Origin of the sequence: Lysinibacillus parviboronicapiens, from assembly GCF_003049605.2 — a bacterium.
GTDB classification, from domain to species: Bacteria; Bacillota; Bacilli; order Bacillales_A; family Planococcaceae; genus Lysinibacillus; species Lysinibacillus parviboronicapiens.
On the sequence record NZ_CP073713.1, the window covers coordinates 1,938,994 to 1,963,325 of the forward strand.

Annotated in this window: 23 protein-coding genes and 3 pseudogenes; 23 read left to right on the top strand and 3 right to left on the bottom strand. The window is 36.7% G+C overall.

What is annotated here, in order from left to right; all coding sequences use genetic code 11:
• Positions 1-114 precede the first annotated feature (114 nt).
• Complete coding sequence (locus C9J31_RS09120) at positions 115-714, bottom strand: TetR/AcrR family transcriptional regulator (RefSeq protein ID WP_107948028.1); 600 nt, start codon at positions 712-714, stop codon at positions 115-117.
• Positions 715-819: 105 nt separating this feature from the next.
• Between C9J31_RS09120 and C9J31_RS09125 the strand changes: the two genes are divergently transcribed.
• From C9J31_RS09125 to C9J31_RS09165, 9 genes are all read left to right on the top strand, one after another.
• Positions 820-1,506 carry a CoA transferase subunit A gene (locus C9J31_RS09125; RefSeq protein ID WP_107948026.1) on the top strand — a complete coding sequence of 229 codons (687 nt, stop codon included), beginning with the start codon at positions 820-822 and terminating at the stop codon, positions 1,504-1,506.
• Positions 1,490-2,134, top strand: coding sequence for a CoA-transferase (locus tag C9J31_RS09130; RefSeq protein ID WP_107948024.1), 645 nt, complete (start codon positions 1,490-1,492; stop codon positions 2,132-2,134). The genes C9J31_RS09125 and C9J31_RS09130 overlap by 17 nt, the downstream gene beginning before the upstream one ends.
• Before the next feature lie 16 nt (positions 2,135-2,150).
• A complete protein-coding gene (locus C9J31_RS09135; RefSeq protein ID WP_107948022.1) occupies positions 2,151-3,461 on the top strand; it encodes a GntP family permease in 1,311 nt (436 codons plus the stop codon).
• Positions 3,462-3,479: 18 nt separating this feature from the next.
• Positions 3,480-4,436, top strand: coding sequence for a 3-hydroxyacyl-CoA dehydrogenase family protein (locus C9J31_RS09140; RefSeq protein ID WP_107948020.1), 957 nt, complete (start codon positions 3,480-3,482; stop codon positions 4,434-4,436).
• The gene (locus tag C9J31_RS09145; RefSeq protein ID WP_107948018.1) at positions 4,429-5,175 is read left to right on the top strand and encodes a 3-hydroxybutyrate dehydrogenase; all 747 of its coding nucleotides are present in this window, start codon (positions 4,429-4,431) and stop codon (positions 5,173-5,175) included. The genes C9J31_RS09140 and C9J31_RS09145 overlap by 8 nt, the downstream gene beginning before the upstream one ends.
• Positions 5,176-5,190: 15 nt before the next feature.
• On the top strand, positions 5,191-6,375 hold the full coding sequence (locus C9J31_RS09150; RefSeq protein WP_107948016.1) for a thiolase family protein: 1,185 nt from the start codon (positions 5,191-5,193) through the stop codon (positions 6,373-6,375).
• A 745-nt stretch (positions 6,376-7,120) separates the two neighbouring features.
• The gene (locus C9J31_RS09155) at positions 7,121-7,600 is read left to right on the top strand and encodes a hypothetical protein (RefSeq protein ID WP_107948013.1); all 480 of its coding nucleotides are present in this window, start codon (positions 7,121-7,123) and stop codon (positions 7,598-7,600) included.
• Positions 7,601-7,661: 61 nt separating this feature from the next.
• Complete coding sequence (locus tag C9J31_RS09160; protein WP_107948012.1) at positions 7,662-8,357, top strand: hypothetical protein; 696 nt, start codon at positions 7,662-7,664, stop codon at positions 8,355-8,357.
• Positions 8,358-8,897: 540 nt separating this feature from the next.
• Positions 8,898-9,281 (top strand): WapI family immunity protein, encoded by a 384-nt coding sequence (locus C9J31_RS09165; RefSeq protein WP_107948010.1) that lies wholly within the window; start codon positions 8,898-8,900, stop codon positions 9,279-9,281.
• A gap of 34 nt (positions 9,282-9,315) precedes the next feature.
• Here the strand turns inward: C9J31_RS09165 and C9J31_RS09170 are convergent, their stop codons facing one another.
• The gene (locus C9J31_RS09170; protein WP_107948008.1) at positions 9,316-9,642 is read right to left on the bottom strand and encodes a BRCT domain-containing protein; all 327 of its coding nucleotides are present in this window, start codon (positions 9,640-9,642) and stop codon (positions 9,316-9,318) included.
• A 295-nt stretch (positions 9,643-9,937) separates the two neighbouring features.
• Here C9J31_RS09170 and C9J31_RS09175 point away from each other — a divergent pair, with 295 nt between their 5' ends.
• The 13 genes and pseudogenes from C9J31_RS09175 (at position 9,938) to C9J31_RS09230 (ending at position 21,602) form a co-directional block, all read left to right on the top strand.
• Entirely contained in the window at positions 9,938-10,900 is a 963-nt protein-coding gene (locus C9J31_RS09175; RefSeq protein ID WP_107926177.1) for a helix-turn-helix transcriptional regulator, read from the top strand.
• 82 nt (positions 10,901-10,982) lie between these two features.
• Complete coding sequence (locus C9J31_RS09180) at positions 10,983-11,612, top strand: type 1 glutamine amidotransferase family protein (RefSeq protein WP_107926180.1); 630 nt, start codon at positions 10,983-10,985, stop codon at positions 11,610-11,612.
• Positions 11,613-11,928: 316 nt separating this feature from the next.
• Positions 11,929-12,492: a hypothetical protein gene (locus C9J31_RS09185; protein ID WP_107948006.1), complete on the top strand. Its 564-nt coding sequence runs from the start codon at positions 11,929-11,931 to the stop codon at positions 12,490-12,492.
• 150 nt (positions 12,493-12,642) lie between these two features.
• Positions 12,643-13,407, top strand: a complete 765-nt coding sequence (locus tag C9J31_RS09190) for a hypothetical protein (protein WP_107948004.1) — start codon at positions 12,643-12,645, stop codon at positions 13,405-13,407.
• Positions 13,408-13,639: 232 nt separating this feature from the next.
• On the top strand, positions 13,640-14,050 hold the full coding sequence (locus tag C9J31_RS09195; RefSeq protein WP_054768552.1) for a hypothetical protein: 411 nt from the start codon (positions 13,640-13,642) through the stop codon (positions 14,048-14,050).
• A 368-nt stretch (positions 14,051-14,418) separates the two neighbouring features.
• Positions 14,419-15,638, top strand: a pseudogene (locus C9J31_RS09200) (TolB family protein).
• A gap of 369 nt (positions 15,639-16,007) precedes the next feature.
• The gene (locus C9J31_RS09205) at positions 16,008-17,153 is read left to right on the top strand and encodes a DUF418 domain-containing protein (protein WP_107948002.1); all 1,146 of its coding nucleotides are present in this window, start codon (positions 16,008-16,010) and stop codon (positions 17,151-17,153) included.
• A gap of 811 nt (positions 17,154-17,964) precedes the next feature.
• A pseudogene (locus C9J31_RS09210) lies at positions 17,965-18,449 on the top strand (IS110 family transposase); the annotation flags it as partial.
• A gap of 37 nt (positions 18,450-18,486) precedes the next feature.
• A pseudogene (locus tag C9J31_RS24250) lies at positions 18,487-18,606 on the top strand (nucleotidyltransferase domain-containing protein); the annotation flags it as partial.
• Positions 18,607-18,615: 9 nt separating this feature from the next.
• Positions 18,616-19,044 carry a hypothetical protein gene (locus C9J31_RS09215; RefSeq protein WP_342345583.1) on the top strand — a complete coding sequence of 143 codons (429 nt, stop codon included), beginning with the start codon at positions 18,616-18,618 and terminating at the stop codon, positions 19,042-19,044.
• A gap of 476 nt (positions 19,045-19,520) precedes the next feature.
• Positions 19,521-20,033: an RNA polymerase sigma factor gene (locus C9J31_RS09220; RefSeq protein ID WP_107947998.1), complete on the top strand. Its 513-nt coding sequence runs from the start codon at positions 19,521-19,523 to the stop codon at positions 20,031-20,033.
• Positions 20,017-20,988: an anti sigma factor C-terminal domain-containing protein gene (locus C9J31_RS09225; RefSeq protein WP_193767001.1), complete on the top strand. Its 972-nt coding sequence runs from the start codon at positions 20,017-20,019 to the stop codon at positions 20,986-20,988. Before C9J31_RS09220 ends, C9J31_RS09225 begins: the two co-directional genes overlap by 17 nt.
• 203 nt (positions 20,989-21,191) lie before the next feature.
• Positions 21,192-21,602 (top strand): hypothetical protein, encoded by a 411-nt coding sequence (locus tag C9J31_RS09230; RefSeq protein ID WP_107947995.1) that lies wholly within the window; start codon positions 21,192-21,194, stop codon positions 21,600-21,602.
• Between the two features lie 128 nt (positions 21,603-21,730).
• Here C9J31_RS09230 and pdxR read toward each other — a convergent pair whose 3' ends face one another.
• Positions 21,731-23,137 carry a MocR-like pyridoxine biosynthesis transcription factor PdxR gene (gene pdxR, locus C9J31_RS09235; RefSeq protein ID WP_107947993.1) on the bottom strand — a complete coding sequence of 469 codons (1,407 nt, stop codon included), beginning with the start codon at positions 23,135-23,137 and terminating at the stop codon, positions 21,731-21,733.
• Between the two features lie 125 nt (positions 23,138-23,262).
• Here pdxR and C9J31_RS09240 point away from each other — a divergent pair, with 125 nt between their 5' ends.
• Positions 23,263-24,222 (top strand): proline dehydrogenase family protein, encoded by a 960-nt coding sequence (locus tag C9J31_RS09240; protein ID WP_107948265.1) that lies wholly within the window; start codon positions 23,263-23,265, stop codon positions 24,220-24,222.
• Positions 24,223-24,332: the final 110 nt, after the last annotated feature.

A 24,332-nucleotide genomic window follows, 5' to 3' on the forward strand; every position in this document is an offset into this window, starting at 1 on the left:
GTGCAACTCGGTGGGAATTTTCGCCACCACGGTAAACTCCAAGCAGAATTTAGCGCAGTTTTAAAAAAAAGCTAGTGCGTGCATTTTAGCTTTCAATCCGTTGTAAAGTACCATTTATAAACGGAGGCTTGTCATGAGTTTTGTGACAAGCGGTTTCCCTAATTCTTCCAATGTTACATCATCTAGTTGTAATCCCCAGTAATAAATGGCTCCCATCAAGCATTGGACAATCATCTGAAAAAACACCTTCGTGGACTCAACGTCTTGAATGGAACTATCTTCTTTTCCTTCTTCAATGATTTGGCGCAGAATTACATACAGTTTACGGTTCTCATTTGTGAAAAAAGTATGCTCATTACTAATGATGGCTGCGGAGTAAATGACACGCATTAAATCCTTGCCCATCTCTTTTTCAATACAACGAAATACAGCAAGACAGAAGGCTTCCAATCGTTCTATTGCTAAAGTGTTTTGTTGCTTTATTTCCTCGTAGATATGAAGATATTTTTCATCCATTTCCATAAAACGCATCATGAAAATACTTGATTTAGAAGGGAAATGTTGATAAAAAGACCCCTTGGATGTTTTACTCTCCTTGACAATTCGATCCACCGAAACGTTATCGTAACCTAGGGTTTTAAATAAATCGAGTGCTACGGTCATGATATGAAGTTGTGTTTGAAGACCTTTTGTTGTTTTATTTTCTAAATCCATTAGTCTGTGCTCCTTAATGAAAAAATATTCAGAAATATTTGACTATAACCTAACCTCATTATATCATTAGACTGTAGTCTAGTCTAATGAGGTGGGGTGATAAAAATGGAAAAGCTGAGAAAGGTGGAAGAACTAGCACCTTTGTTTAAAGATTCTATGCGTTTGTTAGTCGGGGGTTTTGGCATTTCAGGTACACCGTTAACATTGTTAGATGCTGTTGCGCAGTTTGACACAGGAAATTATGAGATTGTCAGCAATAATCTTGGGGATGACGGGAAAGGGCTCCATAAAGTGTTCGAGGCAGGAAAAATCGATAAAGCGATTGGATCGTTTTTCACGATTAACAAAGAAGCTATTATGGCTTGGTCAATGGGGCAATTAAAAATTGATTTAATACCACAGGGAACTTTAGCAGAGGCAATTCGCTGTGGGGGTGCTGGCATTGGTGGTTTTTATACACCAACTGCTGTCGGGACACGACTAGCAGAAGGAAAAGAAGTGCGTGAAATTGATGGCGTTCGTTATTTATTTGAGAAAGCCATTAAAGGGGATATCGCCCTCATTAAAGCAGCGAAAGCCGATAAAGCAGGCAATCTGGTGTATCACACAACTGCGAGGAACTTTAACCCGATAATGGCCACAGCCGCAGAGGTAGTCATTGTGGAAGTGGATGAAATCGTTGAAATTGGCGAGCTAAGTCCGGAAGAGATTGTCACACCACACATCTTTGTGGATTATGTAATCAAAAGTAAATACATCAAACAAGGGAGGACCTATGTTGAAGCTAAATAGTCGAGAAATAATCGCAAAGCAAATTGCAGGTGAGCTAAAGGATGGCGACGTAGTGAATCTAGGTGTAGGAATTCCAACGCTTGTTTCGAAATATCTTGAAGATAAAAAGATTTATTTACAAACTGAAAATGGCTTAATCGGCATGGGCCCACCACCGAATGACCATGAACAAGACATAGATTTAATCGATGCCAGCAAAGCTCCTGTGACAATCACACCCGAAGCATCATTTTTTGATAGCGCTTTCTCGTTCGCAATGATTCGAGGGAAACACGTTGATGTCGCCGTTCTAGGAACGCTGGAGGTTGACCGTTATGGTGAGATTGCAAACTGGTCTGTGCCGAATCAACCAATCTTAGGTGTCGGTGGCGCGATGGACCTGGTCGCTGGAGCGAAAAAAGTAATCGTGGCAAGTACTCTTTTTACAAAAGATGGTTCGTCTAAATTAGTGAAATCCTTAACGCTAGATTCTAGCGGTGAACGCCGTGTTCATCAATTTGTGACGGAGTATGCGAACTTTATATTCCAAGATGGTGAGATTTTCATCAAGGATATTTATGGTGATTTAACATTTGAAGAATTAGAATCGCGCATTGGCTTACCGTTAAGACGAAAAATAACTATCTAATTGAAGGAGGAAGCGTATGTGGAGTTTGATTACGATTACGATTTCTTTAATTCTATTAATCGTATTAGCACTAAGAGGATTTAGTATTATCATCATCGCTCCTGTCGTAAGCTTATTCGTCATGGTGACGAATGGATTTCCAGTTTTAGAGACGTACCAAGAAACATATATGACAGGGTTTATCGGCTATGTTCGAAATTATTTCCTTATTTTTTTATTTGCAGCGATGTTTGGTAAGCTTATGGATGATAGTGGTGCGGCTCGTCAAATCGCCAATCTTTTACTTCGAATTATCGGAAAAGATAGTAAATATAAAGTGTTAGTTGCGATTATGGTTATCTGTGCGTTCTTAACGTATGGTGGTATAAGTCTATTCGTCGTTATTTTCGCAGTATTACCAATCGCGAAACCGTTATTCAAAGAGTTAGATATTCCGTGGCATCTATTCATGGCCTCATTTTTTACAGGGATTGGGACCTTTACAATGACGATGTTACCAGGAACTCCTTCTGTACAGAACATTATCCCAACAAAGTACCTTGGGACAACTGTTACAGCGGCTCCATTACTTGGGATTATCGCAGCGGTATTCGTCATTGCGATTAACTTATGGTATATGAAGTTTGCGTTAAAACGTTCAGAACAACGCAAGGAAACGTATGCAGGTATGACAAATCCCGATAAAGAAGGCAAAGAGGGCATCAAAGATATCTACGAGGGACGTGCATTACCAAATGCGATTGTAAGTTTAATTCCGCCAGTTGCTTTGTTGCTTGCCCTAAATATCTTTAAGGTTGAAATCATTTACACGTTGATGGGCGTTGTAGTATTAGCGACCGTATTGTTCTGGAAGTATATTGAAATCAAGAAAAATACACTGAACGAAGGGGCTGTATCGGCGGTACTGCCAATTATCAATACGAGTGCTGACGTTGGTTATGGCTCGGTCATTGCGATTACAACAGGTTTCGGTATCTTCAATGAAGCGATGGCACAAATTCCCGGCAGTCCACTGATTTCACTGTTCTTAGCCACAACGGCACTTGCAGGAATCACGGGGTCTTCAAGTGGTGGACTTGGGATTGCAATGGAAGCGCTATCATCTACTTATCTGAAAATGGGATTAAATCCAGATGCGATGCATAGGGTAGCGGCTATTGCGTCGGGTGGTCTAGATTCACTACCACATAATGGTGCCGTTATTACGATTTTAGTAGCTTCAAAGTTAACACATAAAGATGCTTACAAGCATATCTTCGCGGTTTCTGTGATTGCACCATTAATTGCAAGTATTCCAATGCTAATCGCAGCCGTTTTATTATACTAACTATTAGGGGGAAGCTAGATGATTCGAAAAATTGGGGTTATTGGTTCAGGAACAATGGGGTTTGGCATTGCATTTCAATTTATCACGAACGGAATGCCTGTTATTTTACAGGATATTAACGAAGAATCTCTACAATTAGCGCGCGAAAAACTGAAAACCTACTTGAAGATTTTCAGAGAGGAGGGGACAGTATTTGAAGATGTAGATGAAACAATTATAGCATGCTTAACATGCACTACAAATATTGAAAAGCTCGCTGAGTGTGATTTGGTCATTGAGTCTGCAACAGAAAATCTTGCGCTCAAGCAGAAAATCTTCAAACAACTGGATGAGGTTTGCGCTGCACATACAATTTTAGCCTCAAATACGTCAAGTTTAAAACTTTCAGAAATTGTTAGTCATCTTGATAAGCGTAAGGATAAAGTGATGCTCACACATTTTTTTAATCCAGCGCATATTGTACCACTTGTGGAGCTGCTTAAGGGTCCTGATACAAAGCAAGAAACATACGATGAAGTGGATGCATTTATGAAAAAAATGGGCAAAGTGACGATTGAAGTTCGCCGTGAAGTGCCAGGTCTAGTTGCCAATCGTATTCAGGTAGCATTAGCGCGAGAAGCCTTAGCTTTGTTAGAAGACGGCGTGGTGTCAGAGCAGGATTTAGAAAGTGCTATATTCGCAGGTCCAGGCTTCCGATTTGCGTCGAGTGGTTTACTGAAGATTATGGATTTTGGCGGACTGGATATTTGGGGCATCGTATTGGATCAATTACAACCAGTGGTTGAATCGAAAGTTCGTTCGTTTAACGTGATTCATGATAAAACCGAACAAGGCAATCTAGGCGTCAAATCTTCTAAAGGTTTCTTTGACTATCCGGGAAAAGGCTTAGATGAATACGTAATCGAGCGAGATCGTTCATTGATTCAACAGCTAAAAACATTTCATAAAATTCAAAGGGGGATGGAGCATGCGTAATATTTTAGTGACAGGTGCAGGCGGCGGTTTAGGCGCAGCGATGGTGGAGAAATTTGTTGCACAAGGAGATTATGTATTTGCCGCAGATTTAAAGATAGAAGCAGCTCAGGTAGTGGCAGATTTATATCCAGGGAAGGTAGAGGCGATTGCGTTAGATGTTTCGAATACAATTTCTGTCCAACATGTTATAAATAGTATTTGTGAAAAACACGAACTTCATGTGCTTGTCAATAATGCTGGGCTGCAATATCGTGCTAAAATTGAAGATTTTCCAGAAGATCAGTGGGATTTACTACAAAATGTCATGTTAAAAGGGCCATTCTTAATGACGAAATACGTGTTCCCCTATATGAAAAAGCAACAACATGGGCGTATCGTCAATATTTCATCGGTTCATGGTGAACTGGCAACACCTGAAAAAGTGGCATATGTTGCAGCAAAGCACGGTGTCATTGGTTTAACACGTGTAGCAGCACTTGAAGGTGCGGCACATGGAATTACGGTAAATGCCGTTCTACCAGGGCCCGTAAAAACACCTTTACTTGTGAAACAAATAAAGGATCTGGAAGAGAGCAAAGGCATGTCAGAGGCCGAGGCATTAAATGAAATCGTGTATCCGAAGCAAGCGATGCAACGTTTTATTACGGCTGAAGAAATTGCAGACAGTGTCTATTTCATTACTTCGAAGCATGCAACGGGTATTACTGGCGAAGCACTGAATGTTTCAGGTGGTATGTAAAAAAAGGGGGATTGAATCATGTCGACATATATTGTAAATGGTAGTAGAACGGCATTTGGTACTTTTGGGGGTGCCTTTGCGAATACAACTGATATTGATCTTGGTGTTGTCGTTGTTAAAGAAGCATTACAGCGTTCAGGGGTGGAAGCAACTCAGATTGAAGAAATCGTCTTTGGTAATGTCATACAAACAACAAGTGCCTCATCATACTTAGCGCGTCACATCGGCTTAAAAAGTGGGTTATCGCAAGAAAGTACAGCTCTTACAGTAAACCGTCTATGTGGCTCGGGCTTACAAGCGATTGTCTCCGCTGCACAGGAAATTGAACTGGGCAATGTGCAATCAGTAATTGCGGGGGGGACAGAAAACATGAGCCAAGCACCTCAAGTATTACGTGGTACACGCTTTGGGTCACCCAATCAAGCACCAGTCGTAGAAGATATGTTGTGGGCAACTTTATACGATGAGGTTGCTGGTTGTGGTATGGGGATGACGGCTGAAAACTTAGCGGAGAAATACGGCATCTCACGTGAACAACAGGATGAATTCTCCTACAATTCACATAAACGCGCAGCTGAGGCTCGTCGTTCAGGCCGTTTTGCCGAGGAAATTGCACCAGTAATGGTGAAAACACGTAAAGGTACGGTAGAAATAACGGAGGATGAGCATATCCGTGAAGAAATTTCGATGGAAGCGTTAGCCAAACTAAAACCGGCATTTAAAAAAGATGGCTCGGTATCTGCGGGGAACGCGAGTGGTATTAATGACGGCGCTGCAGCACTTGTCCTTGTATCAGAAGCTTTCTTACAGGAGCATCAGTTACAGCCATTAGCAAAAATCGTCACTTCAGCAACGGCCGGTGTCGATCCAACAATTATGGGAATTGGTCCAGCTCCGGCGATTCGTAAAGTATTGAAAAAAGTAAATTTATCAGTAGAGGATATCAGTTTGTTTGAACTCAATGAAGCATTCGCTGCACAGTCCTTATCAGTTATAAAGGAATTAGGGATTGATCAAGAAAAAGTGAATGTCAATGGGGGAGCAGTAGCACTGGGGCACCCAGTTGGGGCAAGTGGTGCGCGTATTACTTACTCGCTGGCATTAGAGATGCAAAAGCGAGGCGTTCAATACGGCATAGCGAGCTTATGCATCGGTGGCGGACAAGGCATTGCTATGTTACTAGAAAATCCAGCGTTGTAGTGTGGATTTACATGGCTTAGGGTTATCTAGCAATGCTTAGTAGCAGGAGAACTTTTTTAGCTTTACTGTGAATGAATGGTGTGGCAACTATACACATACATGATTGCTAATCACTTAAAGTCGTGAGCGAATTGTGAGCAAACGCAAAAGTAGTAGTATTTGTTCATTTGATAGAATTTTATTATTAATAGTAAACCATTTAAAAGAGACTGGGAAAAAAGAGAAAAAGTGTTAGATTGACTGATGTCGATCTAACACTTTTTTGCTGTGAACATTGATGTCCACTACGGCGGACGCTTTCCGGGGGCGTGGCCTGAGCCTGTAGCCTCAGTCGTCACGCTAATCCCCCAGGAGTCGCCGCCTTCGCTACCATCAACTAGTGCTCTTTTCTAAATTTTTCTTCATTTTAGATAACAAAAATTTAATAATACATTTGCTGCTCTTTCTTAAAATTTAAAGTTTTGTCCCAGCCTCTGTAATCATTTTATTTTCTCTGACAACTATGCATACAGGTGTAAAACTAACTACATACATGAATGCTTCAGGCTTTGATAAAAAGATAAAATAAGCAGTATAGGGGATTCACTGTTATCGCTAGATTTTACTTTTGAAATTTTAATAAGTAATTAATACCATTTATACCTATATATTACATAAATGTTATAATTTCATGGGTATGTGACTACCTTTATTAGAAAAGGGTACATTCATTATTATAACTTAGGTTTTATTAGGAGGTTTTCACGTGTTTAATAAGAGAAGGTTTAAAATCGGAATCTTACTGTTCATCTTCACAACTGTTCTTTTTGGTTGCCATAATCAAAATGACAATGTACAGGTTCCTAAAGGCAATTTATTTAATGTGTTTATGGGAGAAAGTAAAACTTGGGAACTGAGCGGGTATGAAATCGAATTAACGCCTAATTCCTCTAAATTTGGGAATGGGATATTAACTATGAAAAATACAACAGAATATTCCTCTGACTTTTTTTCATTTGAAGTCCACGCAACAATAAATAATAAAGATGAAGTAATGCAAAAACACCAGTCGTCCGGTGAGCAAGTAAATATAGCTACTAAAAAAATGGGGTCAATAGAAGGGAATGAACTTCCTTCTAAAAATGGTGACTATATTTCAATAAATGAACTTAGTGATATTTATATGATTATAAAGTGGAATGATCAACAAGGGAATAAGAAAGAAGAACGAATAAATTTAAATTAGGGCTTTATTAAAGATAGAATATATGCTAAAATTTAACATAAATAGGAAAGGTGGTAATTTAATGAAGAAAATTACAAGTAAATTTTTTGCATCAATTGCTTTACTGTCCTTAGTACTAGGTAGCTTTGGTCTTACGAATGCACATGCCAGTACAACTGAAGTTGAAAGTTTTAAGCCCTGTGTAGCTGATTTCTCAGATTATGAAAAGCAGCAATCAGAAATTATTAAATCCGATTCTGGCAATATCGTTTATGAAGTGAAAGATTTAGCTAAAGCTGCGGAGGAATTAAATATTCCGTTAGAACAAGACGGTGAACAGTTAGTTAGTCTTGCGTATGCTTATACAGCACAAGAACAAGAACCGCCAGCTATAGCTCCTCGCGCGCTATATTTAAAAATCACTCATACAGGAGAAGCTTGTGGACAAGAACTAATTCGCTCAAGTTATTATCAGGGACCATCAACTGCAAAAATGTCTATTTCGGAAGGTGTCACTGCTCAATGGTCAACTAATTTTGAAGTAGATGCTCAGGTAGTAAGTTCGGCAGTAGGTTTTACTGTGACAAAGAGTTTTACGGTTACTGATGACTATACGATTGCAGTGCCAGCTGGAAAAACGTATAACATTAAGGCATACCCCATTTATTTAGTTAAAAATTTTGAAATTTGGAATGATCCAATTATTGGTTGGGATACATTAAAAGGAAGCGGCTATGCGAGTAAGCCAATCGGTGTATGTTTCGCTGTTTACAAATAGTTCTTTAAATGCTGACTGTCTTTTAAATAAAATCCGCGAATAGTATAACAAGTCTTACCCCCTTCCTATTATTCAAATAAGAAGGGGGTATTAATATGGAATAAATTAAATTAACGGACAAATATACCCTTGAAAAACACGTTAGAAAGCATATTATTGGTAATTTTTGTCTGATGCTCTTCAAGCTCTGAAATCACTGGAATTGTAAAACAATAAGATCAAAGCTGTGGCTGACTGATAGGAATAGGGAATACATAATCACAGGTACCATTAAAATGTTGCTGTGGATTTGGGCGTATCCACTTCGTGTCATCAAGTATTCCGAAGGGGCACAAAGGATAAACTTTTTTCAGCAATTTTTATGTACCATTGTTTCTCATAGTCGGTTTAATGCTCATCATCTATGGCTTTTTAAGAAGTAACGATACTTAAGTAACGGGATGCAAGAGTTGAAGAAAACAGTTGTACTTGAGACAGCGGCTTTCTTCAACTATCGGTGCAACAATGTTTAAAAAATTTATACATATTCGAGGCGATTAAATGAAATTTCATTTATTGGGTGAAGAAAATGAAAGAGTAGTGATGGAGGTATTATCAAGAAAGTATCCTAATAGTGCTGATTATTGGGATGTTAATTGGATTGATTCAAAAATAAACGTTGAAATCCCTGGTTATTTGGTTCAATTTTATGCGGATTTAAGAACAGATGATGTAAGAGATTTTGTGGATGAACTAAAATTAATGAGTAGTAGCTTGCAGGGAAAAGCCATCCTAAAAAATTTAGAGAGTACCATTTATTTCGAATGTAAAATGAACTATTCTGGTCAAATAATGTGGTCAGGTGAGACTTGTTATCCTGCGGGTTATGGAGCTGTGTTAAAGTTTGAATTTAAATCTGAGGCTAAATTTGTTACAGCATCCTAGTTCATAACTATATAGTAATTAAATCTATACACGGCTATTCTTTGTGCATAGAAATGAGCCACATAAAATCAGCTTCTGGAATAATTTGAATGTCCAGGCCGTGGCTAATGAAGTGCTCAGCTTTTACTTGTTTCGTACTTATACCACGTCGTTTATCTCCAAGAATTAGGAAATCTGTGTCCTGTGTAACAGCACCTTGCATAATGCCTCCAAAAGCTTGTACATGCTTTGCAGCCTGTGAACGTGTCATCGTGGAAAGGGCCCCTGTAAAGACAATTTGTTTTTGATTAAATGGATGTATCAGGCATTCCGATGGCTCACAAAGGAAAATGATTTCTGTGTCGTCTGTCTGTTTGTTCATGGTGCTTCTCCTTAATTGTGAATACCATCACACGGTATTTTTTTGTCATACTCGTTTTCGTACAATTATCTCTCAGAAATTATTGATCGTCCTGTATTTCAATATTCAAATACAATAATCGATGAATTTATTTTTTAAAAATAATGTATCTAACTGAAAAACATACCCTAAAGAAATAAAGTTTATCGTTAATATGTTAACATAGACTTTCAACATTGAACTACATGTGTTTAAGCAGATGCAGTTATTGTGATGGTAGACGTTCAGATAGATTGGAAGTATGAGGTGAAATCTTATGGCTAAAATTGACAACATGATGACGATTTTATGGATGTTGCATTCAGGCAGGAAAATAACTGCCCAGCAAATAGCTGAAAAGTTAGAGATGAATATCAGGACTGTTTACCGTTATATCGATGCACTTTCGGCCAGTGGTGTACCGATTATCGCTGACTCAGGTCATAATGGGGGCTATACCCTGTTGCATAATTTTATTGAAAGTCCTCTTCTTTTTGAAGTGGAAGAGCAAACGGCATTACTGCATGCGGCTGCTTTTGCACAAGAAGCGGGCTATTATTTAGGAGAGGCATTAGATAGCGCAACATCAAAGCTAAAAATGTATGCAACTCAACAGCAGGAAAGACTGATTCAGCAACATTTACAAGGTCTTACAGTATTAAGTCCAATGGCAAAATCAACTGTAGAGCCAGTCTTGAAGAAATTGGAGCAAGCTATCGTACACGAATCATCAGTAGACATTGAATATCAGACAAGTCATGAAGAGCAAGCCACACGTAGGATTGTTGATCCATATGGTCTTGTTTATTGGAATAATAACTGGTATGTCATAGCATTTTGTCATCTAAGGAATGAACTGCGCAGTTTTAAAGTGGAACGCATTATTAGTATTAATCAAACAGCCATTACCTTCCAGCGACCAACGTTTTTTTCGGCAGGTGAATTTTTTATGAAAAGCTTACTGCCAGCAGTAGCAGATAAAAAAGGGCTTATGCCTTTAGTCGTTGATGGTAAGGCAAGTGCGCTAGATAGCTTATGCCAGCATTGGTTTTTAGGACATCACATTAAAGAGCGGACTGCAAATAAAGTGATATTTCTTCTGGAAGAAGAAGCGATTCATACATATGTACCGTATTTACTGTTACCTTATGGCAAATCTATTCAAGTACTGGAGCCAAGCAGTTTGAAGCAAACAATTATTGAAGTTCTTCATGATTTAGTGCATTATTATCAAGTTTAAAAACTTTACTGACGAAGGATGTCAGTAAAGTTTTTTTATAATGGGGTATATCGACGAATGAATGACAAAAGGAGTGTGTAGTATGCATAGAAAACAAGTGTATCTTTATGTATTTGATACGATGGCAGACTGGGAGGTAGGTTACTTAATTGCTGAACTAAACTCGGGAAGATATTTTAAAAAAGATTTAGCACCTTTAGGGGTAGTAACAGTAGGCGTAGATAAAAACCCTATTACTACAATGGGCGGAGTGAATATACTACCTAGTATTTCGATTGATGAATGCATATTGAAAAGTACGGATGTTTTAGTGCTCCCAGGCGGAAATACGTGGACAGAAGCAATGCATGAACCTATATTGAAAAAAGCTTGTCAAGCTTTATTAGAAGGTACTGTTGTTGCGGCGATTTGTGGTGCAACAGTGGGGCTTGCCAACAGGGGCTTGCTAGACGCAAGAAGGCATACAAGCAACAATCTAGATTATTTGAAAATGGTTTGTCCTCATTATAGGGGAGAAAAATATTATGAAACGGAACCAGCAGTTACTGATGGCAATTTAGTGACTGCGTCCGGAATAGCGCCGTTGGAATTTGCGATGCATGTATTGAAGGTGCTAGATGTCTTTGCACCAGAGGCATACCATGCATGGTTCAATCTTTATAGGACGCAAGAATCAAAATACTTCTTCGAGTTAATGAATGCTGTTAAATAGCCGATTAATAAAGCAAGATGCCATGGAGTACGATGGGTTGATTTATGGAAGAAATAGATTAGAAAAATGTTGTCTATAATCTGGTATTATATTGGTTTTTCATACCAATATTTAGTATTTTGTATAATATATATTTCAACATATCGTTTAAAAGTTGACGCTTAAAATATTGTATTTTTATAAAGTGAAAAATATAAATATATGTAAAAATATGTTTCTTTATATAAAATATGTTATTTTGTGGTATGATAAGTATTCATAGTGCAGTTTTAAGGTTTTCTTCATTTAAAACAAATTTTATAAGGGGGTTTTGAATTTGAAAAAGCTTATATACTCAGGACTAACGGCGGCAATGATGTTGACTATAGGGAATCCTGCAACTTTTGCCACAGAAAACATACCAACAGATGATACGGAAGAAGTAAAAAGTATTGAGGTACCTTTAGCGGATGTTTTAGATACATCGTTATATGCAACTAATCAGTCTACAACAAGTATCCTATCTAAGGATTTCGCTACTTCAACAGGGCAGACCGGTAAAATTAAATCTATCGGACAATACATTGATTTAACCAAAGTAATTCCTGATGATACAACAGTAGTCAGCATCACTATTTACTGTCCAACGAATACAACAGTCACACAGTCAAAATATACATCGATAGACAACTATCTGATTAGTAATGGCAGTGGTTCACCAGTTGCTGTGAAATTTCAGAAAACAGATAGCCCAACATCTACCAGTAAAACAACAGCCTTTAAGGACAAAAAGGCGAATATTAAGTGGTTCGTCCAACTAGAAGGAACTATTCTTATGCAGCATACAGGCATGGATGGATTCACGGTTTTAGGCGGAAAAATGATAGTGGAATATAAATAATTTTTTAAAAACTGCACTATGTTACAACTTATAAATCATGTACATATATGCCTAATTACGTTATTTCTGAATGCTTCAACTGCGCTATCTATTGACAGCCATTTTTTTAGAACAATTCATGATACTTATTATAAGGCGGTGGCATAAATTATGAAAATCACTACTTTATCACAACTACAATCTAAATCTGTATACACAACGAATCATCATCACGAGAAAAAAGACAAGCAATCTCTTTTAAAGGACACCTATGAATTTACCGGAAAAAGCGCAGAGACTGCCACGTCATTGTGGAACTATTCAGTACATGAAGTCGGTAAGACATCTACGATAAATCCAGTTTCATCGCGCCTAAATGGTTTAAATACACCTAATTGGGATGTGATCCCGACAAAAGGTATGAACGTTCCCCCACAGGATGAGTTAATAAACCAAATGAGAGAAGTAGCTAGAAGAACGGCATTAGCTGCAAAGTCTGCACGAAGAAATGGTGATGAAAGCACAGCCATTAATCTGCAAATTGAAAAATTACTAGCCCAGTATATTTCACCGGTATCTCCCGATCGAAAAGCATTGCATCAACAGGCGATGAAGGCAATCAAAAAACATGAATCTGAAAATCACATGACACCCGTGGGAGACCCATCACTTGTGGATTATTTAAATAAAATGGATAACATACCAACAGCAACAAATAAATCCCTGTCACTATCAGGTGGTGGAATTGTTCGTCCAACGATGAATTCTTTAGGTGGGTATGACTATGATGTAATGGTCGGAGGACATACATTACTAGCAAGTGTTAATGGAAATTGGCATTATGGTCTAACACCAGCAGAATCGATGAAAGAGAAAGAATTTTATCAAATGTATTGGTCATTTGTAGATGAAGCGAAGAATGAATTGAAAGAGTAGTTATATAATTTAGGAGCTATGATTTACAGAAACAACTTTATGGTTCTAATTAGTTCAAGAAGAAATTGTCTAACAAACTATAAATTATCCAAGTATAGGAGATGATTTAAGAAGAAGGGTTTTCGTTATTTTTATTGTTGAACTTACTGTAGTACGATGCTGATTAGTTTTAAAATGACAGGAAAATATATTAATAAACCATAGATACACCATTTTATTTAGGAGGAGCATTGTGAAACCGTATCCAATAGTAGTGCTAATGATGATAGGCTTGATGTTAAGTGCTTGTTCAGGTGGTGGGAAAGAATATGATTTTTATGGAAAAAGTACCAACTGGATTGTTAAGTACGAGACTGAAATAAGTAAAGAAAGAGAATGGGCAGACTATTCAATTGAATATATCGGAAAAGATCCTGCACCATCAATGCTTGGCTATAACATAGAGAGTTCATGGTTTGAATTTGGAAGCAAACAAGAAAGATTCAAGCATCGAGGTAAAAATGTTATTTCTGGTAATAGTGAGTGCACCGGACCCCCAACAAACAATAAAAGTTGTCAGGCAATGATTGAAGAAGATGAACAAATAAAAGCAAAAATAGAATGGAACGGCAATTCTGAAGTTATTATTTTAAACAGAAATTAACACAGAAAAAAAGGGTGGCACATGAAAGAACGAAGACCCTTTATTGAATAATACCTAAAAAAGCAGACCACCCCATGAAGGGTGGTTTTACTTATGTAGGTATCTAATTGGCTGGACTGATACATAAAATAAGTTATCCAAATGAATATTATATGAGGAATTATTAAACCAAGAGCAGGTTAATGGAGATGAGCGCAGTGAAAAATTAACGATTATTTATGATGGAACACAAAATAGCATAACATTGGCGTTGCAAACATTCTTGGACAAAAGATTTTGTTTGTCATTAAAGGTACCAGCATTTGTTATGTTTGATGAACGAATTTATGTCTTTCGTAAGGACACCCTATCATAAAGGGGTGTGATGTATGGCAATAAGGATTTTATTATTAATACTATTTGTTAGTCTTCATTTTTCAACAGGTGCTTGTGCTGAAGTTCCACTTAAAGCTGCTTTTATACGAGATCACCAGCTTTGGATGAAAGAGGGCGATAAAGAAATACAGCTTACGACAGGTCGGGTTGTATCCTCACCACAGTGGTCAAAAGATGGTCAGTTTATTGCCTATTTAGCAGGCGACGAGATTGGTGAAAAAACGTATTTGTATGTGTATGATTTGCAGAAAAAGGAAAGCTATCAGCCGTATCCAGCAATCGAAACAAGTGACATTAAATGGTCGCCAACATCCAATCAACTGGCTTACATTTCACGCGGTGTCTTAAATGTGACAAAAACCAAAAATGGGCGACCCAAAGGTTTTGAAAATGTATCTCTAGGTGTTAGTGATTTTGAATGGTTCCCTAATGGAAAAGAGTTTATCGTTTCATCTCAATCTAATTTGCTTCCTACTGGATGGGAACCAGTTCGTCTTTTTAAAGTGCCCGTAGATGCTAATCTTGATTCGAATAAAATAAAGCTTTTTTACACCATTCAAACAAATACAAATGACTTATTTGCCATTGATGCAAATTATTTTAAGTGGAGCCAGATGGAAGCTGGGTGAGCTTTCTATTAACACCTACTACGGCTTGGTCCAATGATAGCAATACACTATCTGTCATTTCATCAGCTGGAGATCACTTTCAGGTGATAGGAAAAATGCTTGGATATGAAAATTGGATAAAGTGGGCTCCTACAAAAAATCAACTAGCCTTCATATCGGGTGAAGGAAGATTTTTCGTTGTAAACAAAAATACAGCCGTTACCGAGATCCCTACATTGAATAAACAAAAGGACTACACACCTAAAGGGTATGTAGACCTAGATTTGGAATGGCTTTCTCCAGATGAAATAATTGTTGCTCGGGCAAAAGAAAACAAAGAGTGGAAAGTGGGACCTGTTCCAACTATGTTTACAGCGCTCTATATAATTAATCTTGAAACAGCAGAACAAAAGCAACTTACATTTCCAAAGAACAATAACATAGATAATACACCTCAAGTGGTTGATTCAACTATTACTTGGTATCGAACATCTCAAAAAGAAAAACAAGGAGATGTTTGGATGAAAGATAGTATAGATGGTCTAGAACAACTATGGTTAAAAAATGTAGACTCTGCACCAACTTTTTTTATAAAAAGTAATTAGGTTATAATTTTATGCTTAGAAAAAATGCAGACAACGATATTAACTTACTTTTAGTAGTAGCTGGAACAAAGATCAGACAAAAATGAAAGCAGCGCGCTTTAATGTTTCAAATGATGAATACATTATACCAATTTGTATGTTCCCCTTTATGAAGCTAACCGGTGCTTTCGTGGAAGATTGTTGAGCTGTTTAGACAGCTCTTTTTTCTTCTGCAAGGAGATAGAAGTAGGGATTGCGAAAGGGACTAAGTGTATGAATATTCTAGGGTACCCGGCAATTGTTTTGTTTAAAAAACCATTTTTTACAATATCATGAAACTATTCTTTGCTACTTGCGTATAGTAATTAATACGAAAAAGTAGGTGAGTGATTGAAGGTAGAACGTGTGGAACTGATGGACGCATTGAGGGGTTTTTCGCTAATCGGAATTTTAATAGCAAATATGCTTCATTTCCAATTTGGTGCATCAGGAGTAGAGATTATTGAATCGGCGAGCGGGCTTAATAAAGTAAGTTATTATTTTGTGAAAATTGTTGTAGAAGGGTCATTTTATCCGATTTTTGGTTTTGTATTTGGGTATGTTTTGATAAAAATGATGGCATCACGAGAGGCTTCGGGGTTACAGTACAAAAATATTGTGTTTCGGCGGGCAGTCGGCTTGTCCGTACTAGGGGCGATGCATATTGCGCTTGTGTGGGAAGGCGACGTATTATTAACATATGGCTCGACTCTTTTCATTTTATTATTATTCTTCTTAAAGCGCCGTGTGAAAACGTATTTTGTGTGGGGCTTCATTTTAACAGCAATCCTTGGAGTGGGAACCCTTTTTGGCAGTAGTTTTATACAGCTCGTGAAGCCTTTAACGGCAGCGGAAATCCAGATTTATCAGGACGGTACATATGCAGAAATATTGACGCAACGATTAGGTGACTTTATTGTAGAGGGTGGATTTACACTATTATTCGTCCTACCAATTGGCTGGCTTTTATATGTTGCGATAAGCTTTCTTGCAGTAGGTCCATTTGTACTATTCGGAATGGGCATGGCGAAAAGGGGTGCATTTTTACAGCTAGAAAATAGCACTCGGACATATAAAAAAGTGGCGCTGTTCGTACCAGTCGGACTATTGCTAAAGGGGATTATTATTTTTGACACGCCGTACAGCTTATTTATTTATTCGGCAGGGACATTTGTGTTAGCGATTGGTTATATTGCCTTATTTGCATGGTTATTTAGCCGCTATCAAACGCAAATGAACGATTATTTTGCCCCAATCGGTAAACTATCGCTCACAAACTATTTAATGCAATCGTTCATTTGTACGCTTATTTTTTATGGTTACGGTTTTGGGTTGTTTGGAACATTGGGTGTATTTGTTGGCATCCTTTTATCAGTCATCATTTATGGCATTCAGTTAAAAGCAAGTCAACTATATTTAAAGCGCTTTTCACTCGGTCCAGTAGAAACAATTTTAAGGTGGTTCGTTTATTTAAAAAATCCTCGGAAAGTGGATTAATATTGTATATCGGGTGAAGCCGTGTTGCTAAAAGTAACCTGAAAAAATCTATTGAATTTTATACAAATCTTGGTTTAGAGTTTGACCACTGTGTTGAGGATAAATTAGCTTTTTTGTGGATTGAAAAAGATAAAAGTGGTTGTGATTATGGAAAACCGATAAATAGAAATTCAATATCATCCTTCCATCAGACATATAGCTTTTCAAATCTCGTTGGAGGGATACAAAAAATCAGTTAGTTGGCTTAAAGATATGGGGTATGAACCAAGAGAAGCATTTGGTTTTGAGCCTCTTGAACCTTTTGGAATGGTCTATTATAGAAACGAAGAGATGTAACATCAAAAAACTGCATCCATTGGATGCAGTCTTATTTTTTTTTAATCAGTGTATCCCCAAGAGCGATTCCAACCATAACAACCAAAACCGTTAGAATTAACAGGGCCTGTAAAATAAAATACGCAACTTGATCGAACATCGTATCTCTCCTTCTTTTCGTAATAATTCCTACCTTATATTCTGAAATTAACCAACTCTTATTGAAGAGTCAAACTAATCAAGCACAAAATCATTTGTGCTTTTTATAATATAGTTTACTTCATTCCAACGTATGTATGCAGTCGTCACCATTAATATTTTATGATATTCAACAATAGGGCACGATTGTTGAATAAGCATCGCTGTTCTTCTTAAACTAACGCAGCAGCATTCCTGTTTGAAGGATGTTCGAGGTCTTGAAAGAAAAGGAGCCCTCTAGTATGATGCATGAGTGTCAACGACCATTGACCCATCATCAAACAAGGAGGACTCCTTTATGCATTTTAAATGGAATAATAAAATTAATCAAGTTACTGAAAATACACTCGTTGTCGGCATGGATATTGCCAAGCATATTCATTACGCATGCTTTGTCGATGAACGCGGGCGAGTAATAGAAAAAGCTTTTGCCGTACATCAATCGAAAGAAGGCTTCGGAAATTTGTATGAAAAGATTCTTCAAACGATGAAGGAAGCTAAGAAAACTGAAGTAATAATAGGGATTGAGCCTACAGGCCACTACTGGATGAACTTAGCCTATTTCTTAGATCAATACGGTATCCCACTTGTCATGGTGAATCCAATGCACGTAAGACGTTCGAAAGAATTAGATGATAACTTACAACAAAGCACGATAAAAAAGATGCACTAGTCATCGCTCGCTTATTAAAGGATGGACGTTTCAGTTATCCACGTATACTGAAAGATATTGAAGCTGAGCTTCGTATTGGTTCTACTCTTCGTTCAAAATTGACGGAGGATTTGGCTAGTAAATTGGGAATCAATCACCATAACAGAAATTAATAAGCTCTTTTCTATTATTCCGATTAAATGGGGTATTGCAGGGGGATGGGCTTTAGATTTACATTTAGGCAAACAGTCAAGGGTACATGATGATATTGATGTAATAATACTTCGAGAGGAACAATTGACTGCCTATAATCATTTGTCAGATGATTGGATGTTATACAAAGCAGAGAATGGGAAACTTGTTCCTTGGCAAGAAGGTGAGTTTTTAAAAACCTCAAATGATATCTGGGTTACAAAAAGCAGTAGTTCTCCCTGGGCTTTTCAAATTATGTTAGTAGAGACTGAGCAACAATCCTGGATTTACAGGAGAGAAAAATCTATTCGAAGAAGATTAGAGGATATATTTTTAAGAACAAATGATGAGATACCTTACCTGAGACCCGAGATTCAACTCCTTTATAAAGGTGGTAGCTCAAAGGTTAGAGAAAAAGATTTTAAAGATTTACAAATTATGCTTCCATATTTACTGCCTGAACAAAGGGATTGGTTAAAAATGACTTTGAAAAGGCAATTTCCAACTGGTCATTCGTGGCTTGACTATATCTAAGAGTGAAATATGATTTAAAACATAAGTTATCATTAATTCCAAAAACTTAGGGATGTTGTTCAACAATCGGGCGCAATCGGTGAGCAACACCATTACGAAATGATCAAACTTTATTAAAAACGAAACTAATATCCGCTGTTAAAGAATCCATTTTGATCAATCTTTTTTAAAACTGGATACTTTATATTTATTGTAAAATGCTAGTTTGTGAGTTTTTTTGATCAAACTTTATTTCAAAGCAACAGGTTGATCTACTATAAATAGCCATTGGCTGTCGAAGATTGATTAAATGTAATCAATATATTTTCTAATTTATATTTTTAAATGAATTTGGCGAGAAGCGAAAACTTTCTTACCAAGTTCTTTTTTTATTTCTCAACTAAAGAAATATACGTTAAAGAGAAATAAGTAACCTAAATTTATATTTTTTGTTAACCTTTTTAGTATTGAAACGTTTTAAAGGTGGGAGGTTTGAAATGAATGATTCCATGATGGGGAAAAAATTAAATGAGATACTAAAATTTGTTTACTCTTACCTAATAAAAATGGGTGCTTCAAAGGAGGATGCAGAAGATATTATCCAAGATACTGCGTATAAGTTTTTACAATACATAGACTCAGTCCAGATTGATAATATTCAAAGTTGGCTATTTAGAGTAGCAGTAAATCAATATTATGATTTGTCCCGTAAGAAATCTAGACGAAGAGATATATTATTGAAATTCAACGTACAGGAAATATTTGAGGAAGAAACACCTGAAAAAGTCCTCATGCAAAGTGAACTAGAAAGAGATGTACAGGAAATCTTAACTAAATTAAATCCGAAATACAGGCAATTGCTTCTTCTGAAATATAGTACAGGATTAAAAATAAATGAGATAGCGGAGCTGTATAGCATGAAAGAAGGATCTGTTAAGACTACTCTCCATAGGGCAAGAAAAGAGTTTATCGAACAATATAGGAGGTATGAAAATGAACAAGGAAAATGAGTTTTTTCCAAAAGATTTTGAGTTTGAGAAATTAGTAAAAAAAGCAAGGAAACGTTCAATTGTAAAAATGGTGCTCATTTCATTTGTTATTAGTCTCATCGTTTTATTTGGACTCTATTTTATTGGGAATACAATGATGAAAATAAAAATGGAAAAGGAAACAGACTTGGATTCGACTTGGAACGATATTATGGGCGCCAACATTGAAGAGCGAGGTACCATATTTAATTATTCTCTAACTTCTGCAACAGCAAAAATGACATTAGTAAAAGTCGTTGGAGGCGTACCAATTCCGTGGGGGGAACAGGAAAAAGTTTTTACTATTTTGGGAGCATCTCGACTTATTTCAAATAATGGTCCTTTTGGCTTAGGATACTCAGATGATGAGCGAATTCCTTTGTATTATGAAGGAGAAAGAGTCGTTGAATTTTTTCATCCACAAGTAAATTATATGCAAATATTTGATGATAGAACGTTACTTAATGCGATTGATGATAACACAGTTGTAGAAATGGCTTTTTCATTTGATGATGGATACTCCATTGAGGAAGTAAATGAGGTATTTAAAGAACAATTAGCATGGTATTGGGTAGATACGTTTAGTAAAGATGATATAGAAAATGATAATAAATTTAACAAAGATAAGAATTTCCCTGACGATACGATCGATGGATTTGAAGTATATGGCTTTCCGTATAACCGAAGTGCAGAAGCCTATTCTGCCTCTAACTTTATATCAATCTTAGAGAAGGTAAAGGAGGATGGTGGTCATTATCAAGACGATGCAGAGAAAATTATTAATAACATAACTAATCAGGGCAAAATGAAACTAGAACCTCAGAACCTTAAAATTATTGGTGTAGTGGTTACAGGAAAACCAAGTGATTTAATAAAGTTTAGTGATGAATCGATGATTCGCGGTGCTACATTAGGAGCAACAACAGACCAATATTAAATTAGAGTGGATACCAATGAAACTGACTTATGAGTAGGGGGACGGTGAACCGCATCATAAATAACTTGAAAATATGTTTCTTCCACAATCGGGCGCTTTTCTGAAATAAGGAAAGCGTCTTCCTTCATGAAAAGGACCAATTAACGTAACAAATAGGTAACTTAATTAACCTATATCCGTCTAACAATCCAAGGAGGGATAATGTGAAAGTGTCAAGATTATTTTTGGGTTTGGTTATTTTCGTTTTATTAACTGCTGTTGGATGTTCTAATTCATCGGATAAAGGTAAAGTAGAAGTTTATACAACTGAAAATCCTAATGCGGAAGGGATTTTAAAATTAGATCCTGAAGCCGATATATTTCAGTTCAATGGAGTGATTTATCAGACTGGCATTGATTGGGTTGAAGCACTAACCTTAACAAAAGACGAGCAGGTAGGAGAAATAAAAACAAAAAACGATACAGATACAAACTTTGAAGACGAAATGTCGAACAAATTGCCTGTTGGTGCAAAAGTCTTTTCGGTTAAAGAAAAAGAAGAAAATGGAGGACCAATTTTACTCGTAGAATCAGAAGGTAAACTTTATAAATACTATGGGCTTGTTGAGGGGTAATCAATTTTCATATATCCGCAAACGGGCGCTATTCTGTAGTAGGGTACTGTAGAAAAACACGGAAAACGTACTAAACCAATTTCTAGATAAAAAAAGCCGGTTTTCCTTTTCAATAAGGATTAACCGGCTTACTTAAAGATTTTGGTATTATAAATTGCTTGATGTAATCTCCTCACGCCCTCTTTTATTTCTTCATTTTTTAGATGGCCATACCCAATAATAATTCGATTAAGGTGTTTTCCCTTTTTAATTGTATGGGCTTCTACAGGATATACTTTAACTCCAATTTGTTCGATTTCTCCAATTAATTCCTTTGAAAAATGAGAGTCAGTTATTTCAACAATTAGGTGTAATCCAGTCGAATAACCGATTATATTAACTTTATTCGAAAATGTAGTTTTTAAACAATGGATAAGGAAGTTTCTTCGACTTTTATAAATCTTCTTCATCTTCGAAATATGTCGTTCCAAATAACCATCATCAATAAAACGGGCAAGAATAAGCTGATCTAAAGAAGACGTATGAAGATCCGAAAACCATTTTAGACTGCGGCATTTTTCAATAAGATGTGAAGGAAGAATTAAATATCCCATTCTAAGAGCAGGTGATAAGATTTTACTAAACGAACCAATATATAACACACGTTCCGGTTCCAATCCTTGTAATGAACTTACAGGTGGGCCTTCATATCTAAACTCACTGTCATAATCATCTTCAACAAGATAACAATTTGTTTTTCTCGAGTAATTAATCAATTGAATCCGTCGTTGAATTGGCAACGTTCCTCCTAACGGAAACTGGTGGGACGGAGTAACAAAGATGAATCTTGGAATATTATTTAATGGCAGCAAAGATGTCTTCATTCCATATTCGTCAACAGGTATAGGGTAAAGAAGAGCGCCTGAAGTTTTAAATATAGTTTGAATATCATTGGTGATTGGATCTTCCATTATCACTGTATCATCCGGCGATAAAAGTAATTTAGAGACAAGTGTCAGAGCTTGAGTTGCACCAGAAGTAATCACAATTTGTTCTGGATGACAATCAACACCCCTAGTTTTCAGTAAATAGCGCGACAAAACCTGCCTTAATTCCTGTCGTCCTTCAGGGAGGTCATACCCAAACGTAGAAGGTGATGCTTCATTCCATGTGCTGTGAGATAATTTCGCCCATGTCTTCCTTGGAAATAAATCCAGTGAAGGTATCCCTGAACGAAAGTTGATGATGTGATCTTCATTGTTTTCATCTTCACTCCAATGAAATAAAGGCGCCTTTTTATGTTGTTCTAAAAAAGCTCCTTCAGCAACAAATGTTCCAGCACCCCTTTTTGCAACTAAAAACCCTTCAGCCAATAATTGATCATACGCTTCCAAAATCACATTCCTGGACACATTCAACTCAGAAGATAGTTCACGTGTCGACGGTAGTTTTTCTTCTGAGTGTAAGTCCCCGTTTAAAATTTGTTCTCGTATTTGCTGATAAACTTGTCTAAATAAAGGTATATCTAACGACCGGTCAATGGGTATCCAAAGCATATTTACATTTTCCCCTTCAATAAATAAAAGTGGTACCATCAAAAAAGATGTTAAGTGGTACTAATATAAACCATTTTACCATGATAAAGTGGATTCAAATAGTAAAAAGGAGATGTATAATAATGATGAAAACCCCTGAAGTTCAAGTCGCTCAAGCACTTAAATCGGTTGCACGAAATGAACATATTAAATCCTATATTCAACAATCCAATGAACTCTATCCAATATTATTGAAAGCTGCCAAACGGTTTGTTACAGGAGAAAATAAACAAGAAGGAATCGAGATAGCAAATGAGCTGATCTCAAAAGGTTATTTTATTTCACTTGAATACATAGGGGAAAATATAACAGATTTAAAAAAATGCATAAAAGCCAAAGATGAGTTTTTGAATCTCATAGAAGAAATTGGTTCTATGTCTATTAAGCAAACTGTTTCGCTTGATCTCTCACATATTGGATTATCTGTGAATCCAGAAACAGCTTATATTCATTTGCTTCAGATAGCCAAGAAAGCAAATATGTACGGAATTACACTTATGATAAGTATGGAGGAATCATCGAAAACGAATGACATTCTCGATATCTATAAAAAAGCATCTGAGCAGTACCCAAATGTGGGGATAACTATACAGGCACACTTATATCGATCTAACAATGATATCCAGGAACTCATTCGTTATCCTGGGAAAATACGAGTTGTCAAAGGGGCTTATCAAGAATCTGCCGAAGTTGCTATGTCTAGATCGAAGGAATTGAATAACTGTTATCTTAAACTTGTAGAACAATTAATAGAAGCTAATCACCCAGTTTCTATAGCTACACATGATGAAACTCTTATTCAAGAAATTGTACACCGTCAATATCTTAATCATCCCAATGTAGAAATAGAAATGCTCTACGGAATACGTCCAGATTTGTTAAGTAATTTAAAAAGCAAAGAGTATAACTGTAAAGTATACTTGACTTACGGAAAAGAGTGGTACTTGTATTTATGTCATCGAATAGCTGAATATCCGGAAAATCTATATCGTGCAGTAACAGATATGATCAATCCATCTTTACCAGAGAGTAGTAGATCATATTGAACAACCATTTAACCCTAAATTTTTGAAAATATATAGTCCACTTTTTTCACAAAAACAGAGGTATATGATGTTGAATCACAATAAAGATGTTACATTATGTATTTTATGTT

Bases quoted from the DNA above. Each gene is read 5' to 3' on its own strand.
- C9J31_RS09170 (WP_107948008.1), bottom strand. From the start codon at position 9,642: ATGAACAAACAGACAGACGACACAGAAATCATTTTCCTTTGTGAGCCA.
- C9J31_RS09125 (WP_107948026.1), top strand. From the start codon at position 820: ATGGAAAAGCTGAGAAAGGTGGAAGAACTAGCACCTTTGTTTAAAGAT.
- C9J31_RS09190 (WP_107948004.1), top strand. From the start codon at position 12,643: ATGAAAATCACTACTTTATCACAACTACAATCTAAATCTGTATACACA.
- C9J31_RS09225 (WP_193767001.1), top strand. From the start codon at position 20,017: ATGAACAAGGAAAATGAGTTTTTTCCAAAAGATTTTGAGTTTGAGAAA.
- C9J31_RS09145 (WP_107948018.1), top strand. From the start codon at position 4,429: ATGCGTAATATTTTAGTGACAGGTGCAGGCGGCGGTTTAGGCGCAGCG.
- C9J31_RS09165 (WP_107948010.1), top strand. From the start codon at position 8,898: ATGAAATTTCATTTATTGGGTGAAGAAAATGAAAGAGTAGTGATGGAG.
- C9J31_RS09240 (WP_107948265.1), top strand. From the start codon at position 23,263: ATGAAAACCCCTGAAGTTCAAGTCGCTCAAGCACTTAAATCGGTTGCA.
- C9J31_RS09175 (WP_107926177.1), top strand. From the start codon at position 9,938: ATGGCTAAAATTGACAACATGATGACGATTTTATGGATGTTGCATTCA.
- C9J31_RS09130 (WP_107948024.1), top strand. From the start codon at position 1,490: ATGTTGAAGCTAAATAGTCGAGAAATAATCGCAAAGCAAATTGCAGGT.
- C9J31_RS09180 (WP_107926180.1), top strand. From the start codon at position 10,983: ATGCATAGAAAACAAGTGTATCTTTATGTATTTGATACGATGGCAGAC.
- C9J31_RS09220 (WP_107947998.1), top strand. From the start codon at position 19,521: ATGAATGATTCCATGATGGGGAAAAAATTAAATGAGATACTAAAATTT.
- pdxR (WP_107947993.1), bottom strand. From the start codon at position 23,137: ATGCTTTGGATACCCATTGACCGGTCGTTAGATATACCTTTATTTAGA.
- C9J31_RS09120 (WP_107948028.1), bottom strand. From the start codon at position 714: ATGGATTTAGAAAATAAAACAACAAAAGGTCTTCAAACACAACTTCAT.
- C9J31_RS09160 (WP_107948012.1), top strand. From the start codon at position 7,662: ATGAAGAAAATTACAAGTAAATTTTTTGCATCAATTGCTTTACTGTCC.
- C9J31_RS09140 (WP_107948020.1), top strand. From the start codon at position 3,480: ATGATTCGAAAAATTGGGGTTATTGGTTCAGGAACAATGGGGTTTGGC.
- C9J31_RS09135 (WP_107948022.1), top strand. From the start codon at position 2,151: ATGTGGAGTTTGATTACGATTACGATTTCTTTAATTCTATTAATCGTA.